Origin of the sequence: Streptomyces milbemycinicus (assembly GCF_002154605.1) — a bacterium.
Taxonomy (GTDB): domain Bacteria; phylum Actinomycetota; class Actinomycetes; order Streptomycetales; family Streptomycetaceae; genus Streptomyces; species Streptomyces milbemycinicus.
Map to the genome: position 1 here is coordinate 17,529 of NZ_MUNE01000334.1, position 13,609 is coordinate 31,137.

12 protein-coding genes are annotated in these 13,609 nt (G+C 71.3%); 10 read left to right on the plus strand and 2 right to left on the minus strand.

Annotated elements, in window-relative coordinates; all coding sequences use genetic code 11:
* Positions 1-61 precede the first annotated feature (61 nt).
* The 4 genes from CCN51_RS26175 (at position 62) to CCN51_RS26190 (ending at position 4,856) form a co-directional block, all read left to right on the plus strand.
* Positions 62-1,249, plus strand: coding sequence for an allantoate amidohydrolase (locus tag CCN51_RS26175; RefSeq protein WP_014177124.1), 1,188 nt, complete (start codon positions 62-64; stop codon positions 1,247-1,249).
* Positions 1,246-2,589, plus strand: coding sequence for a formimidoylglutamate deiminase (locus CCN51_RS26180; protein WP_086013744.1), 1,344 nt, complete (start codon positions 1,246-1,248; stop codon positions 2,587-2,589). Before CCN51_RS26175 ends, CCN51_RS26180 begins: the two co-directional genes overlap by 4 nt.
* A 107-nt stretch (positions 2,590-2,696) precedes the next feature.
* Positions 2,697-3,866 (plus strand): imidazolonepropionase, encoded by a 1,170-nt coding sequence (gene hutI / locus CCN51_RS26185; RefSeq protein WP_014177122.1) that lies wholly within the window; start codon positions 2,697-2,699, stop codon positions 3,864-3,866.
* Between the two features lie 159 nt (positions 3,867-4,025).
* Positions 4,026-4,856 (plus strand): hypothetical protein, encoded by an 831-nt coding sequence (locus CCN51_RS26190; RefSeq protein ID WP_043487016.1) that lies wholly within the window; start codon positions 4,026-4,028, stop codon positions 4,854-4,856.
* Positions 4,857-4,904: 48 nt separating this feature from the next.
* Here the strand turns inward: CCN51_RS26190 and CCN51_RS26195 are convergent, their stop codons facing one another.
* On the minus strand, positions 4,905-5,873 hold the full coding sequence (locus CCN51_RS26195; RefSeq protein ID WP_014177120.1) for an RNA polymerase sigma factor SigF: 969 nt from the start codon (positions 5,871-5,873) through the stop codon (positions 4,905-4,907).
* 250 nt (positions 5,874-6,123) lie between these two features.
* Here CCN51_RS26195 and CCN51_RS26200 point away from each other — a divergent pair, with 250 nt between their 5' ends.
* The 6 genes from CCN51_RS26200 to CCN51_RS26225 all read left to right on the plus strand — a co-directional run bounded on the left by CCN51_RS26200 (position 6,124) and on the right by CCN51_RS26225 (position 11,805).
* Positions 6,124-6,492 (plus strand): STAS domain-containing protein, encoded by a 369-nt coding sequence (locus tag CCN51_RS26200; RefSeq protein WP_014177119.1) that lies wholly within the window; start codon positions 6,124-6,126, stop codon positions 6,490-6,492.
* Positions 6,493-6,686: 194 nt separating this feature from the next.
* The gene (locus CCN51_RS26205) at positions 6,687-7,196 is read left to right on the plus strand and encodes an ATP-binding protein (RefSeq protein WP_014177118.1); all 510 of its coding nucleotides are present in this window, start codon (positions 6,687-6,689) and stop codon (positions 7,194-7,196) included.
* 269 nt (positions 7,197-7,465) lie between these two features.
* Positions 7,466-8,176, plus strand: a complete 711-nt coding sequence (locus CCN51_RS26210) for an LPXTG cell wall anchor domain-containing protein (protein WP_086013743.1) — start codon at positions 7,466-7,468, stop codon at positions 8,174-8,176.
* Positions 8,177-8,309: 133 nt separating this feature from the next.
* Entirely contained in the window at positions 8,310-9,278 is a 969-nt protein-coding gene (locus tag CCN51_RS26215) for a COG1470 family protein (RefSeq protein ID WP_086860146.1), read from the plus strand.
* Entirely contained in the window at positions 9,275-10,414 is a 1,140-nt protein-coding gene (locus CCN51_RS26220) for a hypothetical protein (protein ID WP_014177115.1), read from the plus strand. The genes CCN51_RS26215 and CCN51_RS26220 overlap by 4 nt, the downstream gene beginning before the upstream one ends.
* Before the next feature lie 14 nt (positions 10,415-10,428).
* Positions 10,429-11,805, plus strand: a complete 1,377-nt coding sequence (locus CCN51_RS26225) for a hypothetical protein (RefSeq protein ID WP_014177114.1) — start codon at positions 10,429-10,431, stop codon at positions 11,803-11,805.
* 96 nt (positions 11,806-11,901) lie between these two features.
* Here CCN51_RS26225 and CCN51_RS26230 read toward each other — a convergent pair whose 3' ends face one another.
* A complete protein-coding gene (locus CCN51_RS26230; RefSeq protein ID WP_014177113.1) occupies positions 11,902-13,431 on the minus strand; it encodes a peptide MFS transporter in 1,530 nt (509 codons plus the stop codon).
* Between the last annotated feature and the right edge of the window lie 178 nt (positions 13,432-13,609).

Below are 13,609 nucleotides of genomic sequence, written 5' to 3' on the forward strand. Positions count from 1 at the left end.
ACCCGCCCACGAAACGGAACCTCAGGCGGCGCCAGGCGCACCCGGGGCCACGTTCCACGAGATGTGGCGCGACCTCCTCCCCATCGGCCGTAACGCGTCAACCAACGGCTACCGCCGCTACGCCTGGACCCCCGCCGACGCCGACTGCCGCGCCTGGTTCCGAGCCCAGGCGGAAACCCGCGGCCTGGCGTACGAGGAGGACCGCAACGGCAACCAGTGGGCGTGGCTGGGCGACCCGACCGCCGGGGACGCGGTCGTAACGGGCTCGCACCTGGACTCCGTGCCGGACGGCGGCGCCTTCGACGGCCCCCTCGGCGTCGTCTCGTCCTTCGCCGCGCTGGACGAGCTCCGCGCCCGCGGGGCGCGCCCCGCCAAGCCGCTCGCCATCGCCAACTTCGGCGACGAGGAGGGCGCCCGCTTCGGCCTGGCCTGCGTCGGCTCGCGGCTGTCCGCCGGGCAGCTGGGCGTCGAGCAGGCGCATGCGCTGCGCGACGGCGACGGGGTGAGCCTGGCGCAGGCCATGGAGCGGGCCGGGTACGACCCGGAGGCGATCGGCCCCGACCCGGAGCGGCTGGCCCGCATCGGCGCGTTCGTGGAGCTGCACGTCGAGCAGGGCCGCGCCCTCGCGGAGACAGTGCACCCTGTCGGCGTCGCCTCAGCGATCTGGCCGCACGGCCGCTGGCGGTTCGACTTCCACGGCGAGGCCAACCACGCCGGGACGACCCGGCTGGACGACCGCCGCGACCCGATGCTGACCTACGCGAACACGGTCCTGGCCGCCCGTAAGAAGGCCCGGCTCGCCGGGGCGCTGGCGACCTTCGGCAAGGTCGGCGTGGAGCCGAACGGCGTAAACGCCATCGCCTCGCTGGTGCGGGGCTGGCTGGACTCGCGGGCGCCCGACGAGGAGACGCTTGCGGCGGTCGTCGGCGAGATCGAGCGCGCGGCCGTCGAGCGCGGCCTGCGGGACGGCGTGGACGTCAAGGTCACGCGGGAGTCGTTCACGCCTGTGGTGGAGTTCGCCCATGGCCTCCGTGACGAGCTGGTACGGCTGCTCAGCGGCGCCCCGGTGCTGCCCACCGGCGCGGGACACGACGCGGGCATTTTGTCCGCGTCCGTGCCGACCGCCATGCTGTTTGTAAGGAACCCCACAGGCGTCTCGCACTCTCCCGCCGAGACGGCGGCCGAGGATGACTGCCTCGCAGGGGTGACGGCACTCGCCGACGTACTGGAGGGCCTGGCGTGTCGCTGACGGCGCAGACCTACTGGGCGGAGCACGCCTGGCTGGGCGAGAGCGTGCAGCCGAACGTGCTCATCGTGACGGCGGTCGACGGCCGGATCAAGGAGGTGCGGGCGAATACGCCCGTGCCGCCGGCCGGGGCCGTCGGGCTGCACGGCCTGACCCTTCCGGGCCTGGCCAACGCGCACAGCCACGCCTTCCACCGCGCCCTGCGCGGCGTCGTCCAGGCCGGCAGCGGCACGTTCTGGACATGGCGCGAGGTGATGTACGGCGTCGCGGACAAGCTCACCCCCGAGCGCTACTTCGAGCTGGCCCGCGCCGTCTACGCCGAGATGACCATGGCGGGCATCACCTGCGTCGGTGAGTTCCACTACCTTCACCACGCGCCCGGCGGCACCCGCTACGACAACCCCAACGCGATGGGGGAGGCCCTGATCGCGGCAGCCGCCGAGGCCGGGATCAGAATCACCCTCCTCGACACCTGCTATCTCTCCTCCGGCTTCGGCGCCGACCCCAACACCCACCAGCTGCGCTTCTCCGACGGCTCGGCGGAGGCATGGGCGGAGCGGGTGTCCGCGCTCAAGGGCGACGGCAACACCCGGATTGGCGCGGCCGTCCACTCGGTGCGGGCGGTGCCCGTGGACCAGATCGGGACCGTCTCCGGCTGGGCCGACCACCATGCGGCGCCCCTGCATGTCCACCTCTCCGAGCAGACCGCCGAGAACGACGCCTGTGTCGAGGCACACGGCTTCACCCCGACCCGGCTGCTCGCCGACCACGGCGTGCTGGGCCCGCGCACCACGGCCGTGCACGCCACCCACCTCACCCCCGGCGACATCCGGCTGCTGGGCCACTCGGCCACGGGTGTGTGCATGTGCCCGACCACCGAGCGTGACCTCGCCGACGGCATCGGCCCGGCCGCCCAGCTCCAGCAGGCGGGCTCACCGCTCTCGCTGGGCAGCGACAGCCACGCAGTGATCGACATCCTGGAAGAGGCGCGCGCCATGGAGATGGACGAGCGGCTGCACACCCGCACCCGGGGTCACTGGAGCGCGGCCCGGCTGCTGCGCGCCGCCACGGTCGACGGCCACGCCGCCCTCGGCTGGGGGGACGACGCGGGCCGGATCGAACCCGGTGCGCTCGCCGACCTCACGACGATCGCGCTGGATTCCGTCCGCACGGCGGGACCGCCGCCCCGGCTCGGGGCCGAGACGGCCGTATTCGCGGCGACCAACGCGGATGTCCGGCATACCGTCGTCGGCGGGCGCCATGTCGTACGGGACGGGGCTCATCAGCTCGTCCCGCGCGTCCCCGAGGCCCTGGCCGAGTCCATCGCAGCCCTGCGGGACTGAGCCGGGGCCCCATGAACGGCATGCAAGGCACGAACGGCACGAACGGCCTTGCGCGCGGCCCAGAGCGCGACCGCCCCACGCACGGCCCTATCAAGGAGAACCCCGCGATGACGACCGCGACAGCCATCATCGACATCTCCACCCTCGTCACCAACGACCCCTCCCTCGGCGAAGGCCCCCTCGGTCTGCTCCAGAACGCGGCCGTCGTCATCGACGGCGACCGCATCGTCTGGGTCGGTGAGTCAAGCAAAGCACCCGCCACTGACAATCAGGTCGACGCGGGCGGCCGGGCGCTCCTCCCCGGCTTCGTCGACTCCCACTCCCACCTGGTCTTCGCGGGCGATCGGACGGCGGAGTTCAACGCCCGGATGTCCGGCCGCCCCTACAGCGCGGGCGGCATCCGCACCACCGTCGCCGCCACCCGCGCCGCCTCCGACCAGGACCTGGAGGAGAACGTGGCGCGCTACGTCCGCGAGGCGCGCCGCCAGGGCACCACGACGCTGGAGATCAAGTCCGGCTACGGCCTCACCTCCCAGGACGAGGCCCGCTCGCTGGAGGTCGCCTCCGCCTTCACCGACGAGGTCACCTACCTGGGCGCGCATGTCGTGCCGCCCGAGTTCGCCGACGACCCAGCCGCGTATGTGGACCTGGTCACCGGCCCGATGCTGGACCTGTGCGCCCCGCACGCCCGCTGGATCGACGTGTTCTGCGAGCAGGGCGCCTTCGACGGCGACCAGGCCCGTACGATCCTCACCGCCGGAGCGCAGCGCGGTCTGACCCCGCGCGTGCACGCCAACCAGCTGACCCAGGGCCCCGGCGTCCAGCTCGCCGTCGAGCTCGGCGCCGCCTCCGCCGACCACTGCACGCATCTCTCCGATGCCGACGTCGACGCCCTGGCCCAGGGCGACACGGTCGCCACCCTGCTGCCGGGCGCGGAGTTCTCCACCCGCTCGCGGTACCCCGACGCGCGGCGCCTGCTGGACGCGGGCGTGACCGTGGCGCTCTCGCCCGACTGCAACCCGGGCTCGTCCTTCACCAGCTCCATGTCCTTCTGCGTGGCGCTGGCCGTCCGCGAGATGGGGATGACCCCGGACGAGGCCGTCTGGGCGGCCACGGCGGGCGGGGCGCGGGCCCTGCGCCGTACCGACGTCGGCCGGGTCGCCCCCGGCGCCCGCGCCGATCTGACCCTGCTGGACGCCCCCTCGCCCGTCCACCTCGCCTACCGCCCCGGCGTCCCCCTCGCCGCGGCGGTCTGGCACGGCGGCACGCTGGTCTGACGGCACCTCCAGGACCGCCTTTCCGCGCACCCGGCGGCCGAGCAGCGCCTCGGCCCCGGGAGATAGGCTGCGAGCCGGCCTCCAGCAGGACAAGGGCAGGGACCGGGACCGAGGCCGAGGCCGGGACCGGCGGGGCGGGATGAACGGGGGTCAGAAGTGATGCGGATACGGCGGGGGATCGCGGCGTGCGCCGCGCTGGTCGCGGCCGGGCTGCCGGCCGCGGGCTGTGGCTCCGACACCGAGGACGAGCGGGGCGGCACCGCCGACGAGAGCGGCAGGGGCCGGCCGGGCGCGGAGACAAAGCCCCCCACGAGTGCCCCACGCGTCCCCGGGGTCGACGGATCCTCCGACCCGGACCTTCTGTTCACCGAGGCCCAGTTGGAGAAGGCGCTGCTGGACGGCGACGAACTCCCCGGCGGCGGGCGGGAGGTGTGGAGCGCGCGGGGCACCTTCAACCAGGTGGCCCAGGTGCCAGAAGGCGGCGGCCTGTGGGCGGACTGCCCGGCCGCGGTCAAGGGCGATATCGCGGAGCTGTGGGCCTTCCGCGCGCCCAGCGTCGTACGGCATCTGGTCCCCGACGACCGGAAGGCGGCCGCGGGCGGCGCCGGGATCAGGCCCGAGGTGCTGCTCTCGATGACACGGGAGCGCGCCGACCGCTACCTCGAGCTCACGCGCGCGCTCTACAAGAGCTGTCCCCGGACGGCGGTCGACGCCGAGGCGGGCCCGCCGCACACCTACCGCTACACCGCGGACGACGTGGAGCTGGGCGACGACGCCTTCGTCGAGACCTCGCAGTCGAAGGACGCCGACGCCGAGCAGGAGAATGTGGCCGACCTGGGCCCGTCGTACCAGGTCTATGTCCGCCTGGGCGGTGTGATCGTGACGTCCGGTGACTGGAAGGACCGCGCCGCCGCGCTCGCCGCGGCCGCGAAGGCGGCGGAGAAGGTCCGCACGACGCTGTACTCAAAGCCTCCGAACGGGCACGGATAAGGGCCCGTCCCAAGCGGGGGCGGGCCCTTATCCGTCTGCGGTGAGCGCTTATTCCTCGACCATCAGACCTCTGCGGAGCCGAACGAGGGTGCGCGACAGCAGCCGGGAGACATGCATCTGGGAAATGCCCAGCTCATCACCGATCTCCGATTGCGTCATATTCGCCACAAAACGCAGCGAGAGAATCTTCCGATCGCGCGGCGAGAGATCCGCGATGAGGGGTTTGAGGGATTCGACATATTCGATGCCCTCAAGTCCGTGGTCCTCATAGCCGATGCGGTCCGCGAGCGCGCCCTCGGTGTCGTCCTCCTCCGGCTGGGCGTCCAGCGAGCTCGCGGTGTACGCGTTGCTCGCGGCCATGCCCTCGATGACCTCCGCGGTGGTCAGGCCCAGCCGCTCGGCCAACTCGCCGGCGGTCGGGGCGCGGTCCAGCCGCTGGGCCAGTTCGTCGCCGGCCTTGGCCAGGTCGAGCCGGAGCTCCTGAAGCCGCCTGGGCACCCGGACCGACCAACTGGTGTCCCGGAAGAAGCGCTTGATCTCGCCGACGATGGTCGGCATCGCGAAGGTGGGGAATTCGACGCCCCGGCTGAGCTCGAAGCGGTCGATGGCCTTGATCAGGCCGATGGTCCCGACCTGGACGATGTCCTCCATGGGCTCGCTGCGGGAGCGGAAGCGGGAGGCGGCGAACTTGACCAGGGCCAAGTTGAGTTCGACCAGGGTGTTGCGCACATACGCGTATTCGTGTGTGCCTTCTTCGAGGATCTCGAGCCGCTCGAAGAGCGTCTTGGACAGCGCCCGCGCGTCCACCGGGCCCACCGTCTCGTACGGCGGAATCTCCGGTAGGTCCGCCAGTTCGGGCAGGTCCTCGAAAGAATGGCCGGTGGCCGTGGGGCCATCCGGGCCGGATGTGAACTGCTGTGACGACGTGATTGCCGACGAGGCGGTGATCCGAGTGTCCTGAGTGGCCGATGTGTTCACAGAGGAATCGGTGCGCGATTCGTCGAGCCGGGGTGACATACGTCTCCTCCATCATTCTCGGCATATGGCTGCCGATGCCATTACGAGCTGCTGCGGTTTGCGGCGCCTCCAAAGCCGGCCGTGGTGGTTGTGTCTCTCTACGCCTACCCGCAATCACCTGCAAGTGGCAAGTCCATCTTGTCCATATTTGGCGAAGTATGTGGATTGTTCAGCTACCGGAGGGCGTAGAGAAGGCGTAATGTTCGATGCGCGCAATCGAAAGCAACGAGACGCCAGAAGAGGTGCGCACATGGACCGCCAGATGGTCGGCAGCGCAAGCAAGGGCCGACTGCAGGTCGAGGTTCGGCACCACGGGGCGAGCGCGGTCGTGACACCGGCGGGTGAGCTGGATCACCACACCGCCGAGGCGTTGCGCGAACCGCTTGAGGCCTGCGTGGAGGAGGGGCATACGCGGCTGGTGGTGGACTGTTCCAGGCTGGAGTTCTGTGATTCCACCGGGCTCAACGTCCTCCTCGGCGCCCGTCTGAAAGCCGAGGCCGAGGGCGGCGCGGTCCATCTGGTCGCGATGCAGCCGGTCGTGGCGCGCGTGTTCGAGATCACAGGCGCAGAGGCCGTCTTCACGGTCCATGACTCTCTGGACACGGCGCTCGTCGAGTAGCGGTGACCCTTGTGTTCCCGGAGTTTTCCGGGTGTGTCTTCGGCGCGTCAGCGGTGCGTAGTCCTCGTCACACGAGACGTTCGGGGGAAGTGGGTGTTCTCGCGCTTTCGCCGGGCAGGAGACAGGCTGAAACTGTTGAAAAGATCAGGTATTCCTTGTCCCTGAATCGGTGAATCGGTGAGGTGAAGCCGCTGATGAGCACCACCCGGCCGTACCCGCCGGGCGACCGTGGCCCGGAGCCGGACGGCCCCGCCGCTTCGGCCACCCCAGCGGTGACCCCACCCGTCGGGCATATCCGCCAGATCCGCAGGCTCCACCTGATCGGAGCCAGCGGCGCCGTGCCGCGCGCCCGCGACTTCACCCGCGAGGCGCTGCGCGACTGGGGCTGGCTGCCGGCCGTGACGGCCGATCAGCGGGCCGCCGCCGAGGATGTCCTGCTCGTCGTCTCCGAGCTCGTCACCAACGCCTGTCTGCACGCCGACGGGCCCGAAGAGCTGCGCGTCAGCTGCTCACCGAAGGTGCTCCGGCTCGAAGTGGTGGACCTCGGCTCGGGCACCCCCGCCCCCCGCACCCCGCACCGCGCGGGCCGCCCCGGGGGCCATGGCATGTTTATCGTGCAGCGGCTGTGCCTCGACTGGGGGGTCGTACGGAACCCGGACGGCGCCGGCAAGACGGTCTGGGCCGAACTGGCCGCCCCCTCCTGACGCCTGGGGTCACCACTCCTCGTCCACACCTGACAATCCGGCGGACACGGGCCCACGCAGGCCCCGGTTTCCGCATCCTCACCCGCTTCGCGCCGAACCGGCGCGTACTTTGTCTTCCCTCGACAAGGTCCCCGGCGTACTGTCAGCGCCCGATCTGATGTGTCGTCAGTAACATTCGGCTGCGGCACTTGACGAGAGGGGATCTCGAGGTGTCCCACACAGCACGTCACGCGGTCGGCCGTGGCGCAGCCCTCGCACTCGCCGCCGCCATGGCCGGTTCGGCGGTGCTCCTCACCGCCCCGGCCGCGCAGGCCACCACCGTGGACGTCGACTACAAGTGCAAGACGCCGATCGGTGACAAGAGCGCCGTGTCGCCCATCGACATCAAATCCGTGAAGAGCGGCAGCGCGTACAAGCTCACCATGTCCTTCCAGAAGGGCGTCTCCTCCAGCCCCGTCGAGCTGGGCAAAGGCGCCATGAATCCGAGCGCGCTCATCAAGCTCGGCGGCGCGGAGACCGGCACGCTCCAGGTCTCCGGGCCCCCCAACGCCGAGGCCATCCCTGCCAACACCCCCATCAAGATCTCCGATCTGACGGGTACGTACACCCCGAAGAAGACCGGGAAGGTCACCTTCACCGCCTCGACCCTCACCATCAAGGCGCTGGGCACCACCACGACCTGCACCCCGGGCAACAACCCGGGGCCCTCGCTGACCCTGGATGTCACGGGCGCGGGCGGCTCCGGCGGCAGCGGCGGTTCGGGTGGCTCCGACAGTACGGGCGGGAGCGGTACGGGCGGATCCGGCACCAGCGGCACCAGCGGCACCAGCGGTGCGCAGACCTCCTCCGGTGGCAGCCTCCCGCAGACCGGACCGGCCGACTCCGCGGTCGCCCTCGGCACGCTCGGCGCCACCGTGGTCCTCGCCGGTGCGGCCGGAACGCTCTGGCTGACCCGCCGCAGGCGCCCGCACCGCGCCTAGGCCCCATACCAGTGACTTTGCGGTGAGTATCGGACGGCGACACGCCGACACCACGGCGTGTCGCTGTCCGATACTCACCGCAACTCAGGCCCTGGACGAACGAGCACGAGCACCAGCACCCAAGGAGCCGCCGATGCCGTCTCGTATCCGCGCAGCATGGACGGTCGCCGCCGCGCCCGCCGTCGCCGCCGCGCTGCTCACCGCGCCCGCCACGGCCGCCGGGCCGGACTGGTCCGCGAGGCCGGCGGCCGGTGGTACGGCCGGGCCGGGCGCGGGCGACCGGCCGTACTTCTATCTGGAGGGCGGGCCCGGCAGCGCGCTCCAGGACCGGCTCTCGATCGTCAACCGCGGCAAGCGGCCCCGTACCGTCCAACTCCGCCCGGCCGACAGCACTCCTGACGCGGCCTCGACGGCCCGGGGCAGCGGTGCGTGGATCTCGCTCGCCGCCAAGCGGGTCACGGTCCCGGCCCGCACCCGTGCCGATGTCCCCTTCACCCTCACCGTCCCGGCCGAGACACCGCCCGGCGACCACCCCGGCGCCATCGTCGTGACCGGCGGCGGCCGGGAGATCCGGGTGCCGGTGCATCTGCGGGTCAGCGGGCGGACGCTGGCGGCGATCTCCGTCGAGGACGTGAAGGTGGTCAAGGCCGGTGGCGGGGCCGCCATCCACTACGAGCTCGTCAACCGCGGCAACACCGTGCTGACGCCCCGGCTGGCGGTGCGCGCCGACGGGCTCTTCGGCGAGGTGCTGCGCCGGGACGCCCGCACCCTGCCCGTCGAACTGGCGCCGGGCCGCCGGGCCCGGCTCACCGAGAAGTGGCCGGACGCGCCCGCCCTCGACTCGGTGGACGTCACCCTCACCGTCACGGCGGCGGGCGGCGCCCAGGCGGCCGGCTCCGCCGGTTACACCGCCGTGCCCTGGGGTGTTCTGGCCGGGGCTGCGGCCCTGGCGCTGGGCGCGGTCGCGGGCGGGGGCGCCTGGCTGCTGCGGTGGCGGCGCGGGCGCCACCGCCCCGAGGACGGCGATGCGCCCGCGGAACCGGCGCGGGAGGCACGGGAGGCACGGGAACCAGCAGGCTCGGGGTCAGGAGCTAGGACGTGACAGGCCGTACGGAGACCCAGCCGACCCCGCGCTCGGTACCCACACCCACACCCACACCAGCGGCGAAACCACGCCGCCCGCTCGCCGCGCTGTTGGCCGTGGTCACGCTCGTCGTGCTCGCGCTGGGCGCACCGCCGCAGGTCCCGGAGGCCGCCGCGGCCGACGGCCCGACCGCGACGGTGTCCAAGGCGGAGGCGGGCGCGGGTGGCACGGTCACCGTGAGCGGCCAGGGGTGGCGGCCCCGCGCCCTGCTCATGATGCTCATCTGCGGACAGAACATGATCGGCGGCACCAACTCCTGCGCCAACTCCGACGGCAGAGCGGTCACCACCGACTCGAAGGGGGCGTTCCACAAGAAGCTGCCGGTCGCCGAGCCGCCCAAGCCCTGCCCGTGCGTCATCCATGTGGCGACCGTCACCGGCGAAGCCGCCTACGACGATGTGCCGTTCCGGGTCGCGGGGCATCCGGTCGCGCCGCTGCCCAAGCAGGAGGGGACCGGGGGCGAGCGGCTGCGAGTGCTGTCGGCGCGGCTCGACGGTTCGAGCGGGCTGCTCACCTGGTTCGGCGCGCCCCCGCAGCGCCGCCTGGTGGTCACCATCGCCAACCTCGGTTCCACCCCGGCCCGCGACCCGGTCTTCAAAGTCGGCACCTCCCACGGCGTGTTCGCCCCCTCCTGGGAGGAGCAGCAGTGGCGGGGGACCATAGCGGCCGGGAAGAAGGCACAGGTCAAGCTCCCTGTCGAACTGTCCGCGGGTGCGCACGGCGACTATCAGGTGTCGCTGAAGTACGGCGGGAAGGTGCTGGTCGAACAGCCGTGGACGGTGGGGCGGCCGTGGGGCGTCACCCTCTTCTGGATTCTGCTGTGCGTGGTGGTCCCGGCGGCGGTCTTCCGCATCGGCATGGCCGTCGTGGACAAGGTGCGGCCACGTACGGCGGTGGTCGCGGCGCGCGGCGGCGGTGAGGACGGCGGCGGCGCGCTGCCCTGGTTCACCCCGGACACCCTGCCGGACGGCGCGCTGCCGCAGACACAGAGCGCACAGAGCGCACGAAGCACACAGAGCGCACGAAGCACACAGACGCAACACCTTTCCGCACCGTCCCAGGAGAACCGACCGACCCCGAAAGGATCGACGTGAGTACGCAACGAAGAGTGGGCGCGGCAGCGGCTGCGCTGCTGCTCGGCGGTGCGGGCGTGCTGATGGGCGCGGGCACCGCACGGGCGGCAGAGGTCTCGTACGCGACCGAGTGTCTGCCGCCGCCGATCTCCGGCCTGCCTCCGGTGGAGGGCACCACGACAGTGGATGTGCAGGCCCCGGCGACGGCGAAGGTCGGCGACGAGGTCGAAGTGGTCTGGAAGACCGTGCAGGCCGCTTCCAAGAACCCGCCGATCCTCGACATCGAGGAGAACACCGTCTTGCCGACCGGCACCATCACGGTGGGTGGCGCGCAGACGGGCGAACTGGCCATGGAGGGGCCGCGGGAGAACCCGGCGATCCCCAAGGACAGCCCGATGAAGCTGTCCGATATGAAGGGCAAGCTCAAGCTGACACAGGCGGGGGAGGTGACGCTGACCCCGGGCGCGTACAACATCAACGTCAGCAAGCCGCTGTCCACGGACACCAAGTGTTCGGCGAAGGAGACCGTCAAGGCCGCGGCCACCATCAAGGTGACGGGCAGCGGCTCCACCACGACGGGCGGCACGACGACCGGAGGGAACACGACCGGGGGTACCACCACAGGCGGTAACACCACCGGAGGGAACACGACGGGCGGCACCACCACCGGTACCACCACGGGCGGCACGACGACCGGAGGGAACACCACCGGAGGGAACACCACCGGTGGCGGTGGCGGCGGCGACTCGTACACCGGCAAGGAGGTCCCGGTCGCCTACGCCTGCAAGACCCCCATCGGCGACAAGAACGCCACCTCCTCGGTCCGCATCGACGCCGTCAAGAACGGCGGGAGCTTCGATCTGACCGTCAAGTTCGGCAAGTCCGTCATGGACAGCCCGGTCGACATCCCCGCGGACTCGGTCAAGCCGTCGATGAAGGTCAAGGTCGGCGGCGCGGACAAGGGCACGGTCGCGGTGACGGGACCGACCAACAAGGGGCCGATCAAGTCCGGCGACCCGATCGAGATCCCGGACCTGACCGGCACCTACAAGCCCGGCGCGAGCGGCAAGTCGACGCTCACCCCCGGGGTGCTCACGGTCAATGCGCTCGGTACGACGACCACCTGCACCCCCGCCAACGACACCCAGGCCTCGCTGGAGCTGGACACCACGGCCCAGTCCAACGGCACCTCGGGCGGTAACGGCAGCGGTGGCAACGGTTCCAGTGGCAGCGGCTCCAGCGGCGGCGGCACCACGTCCAGTGGCGCCTCCACCAGCGGCGGGCTGGCCGAGACCGGCGCCAGTGACCACGGCGGCCTCAAGGCCCTCGGGCTGGTGGCCGGTACGGTCACCCTGCTCGGCGCCGCCGTCTTCACCCTGACCCCCTGGCGCAAACTGCGCGGCACACGCTGACGCACGGCGCGTACGCACGCGCGTGTACGCACGGCGTGTACGTGAGGGGCCCGGCGCGATCACCGCGCCGGGCCCCTCACTCGCGTATACGCGGCCTCAGTGGACGTCGGCCATCAGCTGTACGACCTTCTTGCGCTGGAGATAGATCGCGACACCGGCCACCGCGGCCACCGCCGCCTCCAGCGCGATGATCCCCACACCGCTCAGATCGACCCCCGCGATGGACAGCAGACCCGTGGTGCAGTCACCCGCGGTGACGGCCAGGAACCACACGCCCATCATCTGGCTCGCGTACTTCGCGGGCGCCATCTTGGTGGTCACCGAGAGCCCCACCGGCGACAGGCACAGCTCGCCCATGGTCTGGATCAGATAGATCGACACCAGCCACATCGGGCTGACCGTCGTACCGTCCGAGGCCATCCCCATCGGGACCACGAAGACGAAGAACGACGCGCCGATCAGCATCAGGGCCAGGGAGAACTTCGCCATCGTGCCCGGCTCCCGGCTGCGCCGGGCCAGGGCCAGCCAGGCCCAGGCGAAGACCGGCGCCAGCGCCATCACCATCAGCGGGTTCACGGACTGGAACCAGGAGGACGGGAAGTGCAGGCCGAAGATCGTGTCGGCGGTCTTGGTCTCGCCGAAGGCGGACATCGTCGAGCCGCCCTGGTCGTAGATCATCCAGAAGACGGCCGCGGCCACGAAGAACCAGATGTAGCCGCTGACCTTGCTCTGCTCGACCGGGGTGAGCTCCTTGTCGCGCTTGATGCGGACCAGCACACCGGTCGGGATGATCAGGCCGAGGATGGTGATCGGCACCAGCGCCCAGTTGAGCGTCCAGTGGCCGGTGGCCACCACCACGGAGTAGAAGACCGCGGCGACGACCAGCCAGATCAGGCCCTTGCGCAGCCAGGCGGTGCGCTCCGCGACCGCCAGCGGGGTCGGCACCACGCTGCTGCGCGGGCTCAGGTGGCGGGTGCCGATCAGGAACTGGACCAGGCCCAGCGCCATGCCGAGCGCGGCGAGCGCGAAGCCCAGGTGCCAGCTGTAGCTCTGGCCGATGGTGCCGATGACCAGGGGCGCGGCGAAGGCACCGAGGTTGATGCCCATGTAGAAGATCGTGAAGCCGCCGTCCCGGCGCGGGTCGGACGGCCCGTCGTAGAGGTGGCCGACCATCGTGGAGATATTGGCCTTCAGCAGGCCCGAGCCGAGGGCGACCAGCGCCAGACCGGCGAAGAACGTGGCCTGGCCGGGCACGGCGAGCGCCAGGTGGCCGGCCATGATGATGCCGGCCGCGATGGCGACCGTCTTGCGCGGGCCCCAGACGCGGTCGCCGAACCAGCCGCCCGGCATGGCGAGCAGATAGACCATGGCCAGATACACCGAGTAGATGGCCACCGCGTTGCCCTCGGACAGTCCGAGGCCGCCGCCCTGGCTGCCGTGCTTGGCGTCCGGGCCTCCGGCGATCAGATACAGCACGAGCAGGGCCCGCATGCCGTAGAAGCTGAAGCGCTCCCACATCTCGGTCATGAAGAGGGTGGCCAGGCCGCGGGGGTGGCCGAAGAAGGTCTTGCCGCCGTCGGCAGGGGTTCCCTGCCCGGCCGCGTCCTTCGTCAGGCTGGACGCCATGGTGGTTCCTTGCGTGTGCTCGTGCCCGGGCATGACCGCCCGAAGGCACGCCCGGTGGGGGGTGGCGGCCGCGTGCCGGGCCGGCAGAGCTGGTGGCTGCTGCCGCGGGGTACACGACGAGGACCTTCGGCGCTGGGTTGCGGCCAAAGGTCCCGAAAAGTTGCTACGGACTCGTTGT

Bases quoted from the DNA above. Each gene is read 5' to 3' on its own strand.
- CCN51_RS26190 (WP_043487016.1), top strand. From the start codon at position 4,026: ATGCGGATACGGCGGGGGATCGCGGCGTGCGCCGCGCTGGTCGCGGCC.
- CCN51_RS26210 (WP_086013743.1), top strand. From the start codon at position 7,466: ATGGCCGGTTCGGCGGTGCTCCTCACCGCCCCGGCCGCGCAGGCCACC.
- CCN51_RS26215 (WP_086860146.1), top strand. From the start codon at position 8,310: ATGCCGTCTCGTATCCGCGCAGCATGGACGGTCGCCGCCGCGCCCGCC.
- CCN51_RS26200 (WP_014177119.1), top strand. From the start codon at position 6,124: ATGGACCGCCAGATGGTCGGCAGCGCAAGCAAGGGCCGACTGCAGGTC.
- hutI (WP_014177122.1), top strand. From the start codon at position 2,697: ATGACGACCGCGACAGCCATCATCGACATCTCCACCCTCGTCACCAAC.
- CCN51_RS26230 (WP_014177113.1), bottom strand. From the start codon at position 13,431: ATGGCGTCCAGCCTGACGAAGGACGCGGCCGGGCAGGGAACCCCTGCC.
- CCN51_RS26195 (WP_014177120.1), bottom strand. From the start codon at position 5,873: ATGTCACCCCGGCTCGACGAATCGCGCACCGATTCCTCTGTGAACACA.
- CCN51_RS26175 (WP_014177124.1), top strand. From the start codon at position 62: ATGTGGCGCGACCTCCTCCCCATCGGCCGTAACGCGTCAACCAACGGC.
- CCN51_RS26205 (WP_014177118.1), top strand. From the start codon at position 6,687: ATGAGCACCACCCGGCCGTACCCGCCGGGCGACCGTGGCCCGGAGCCG.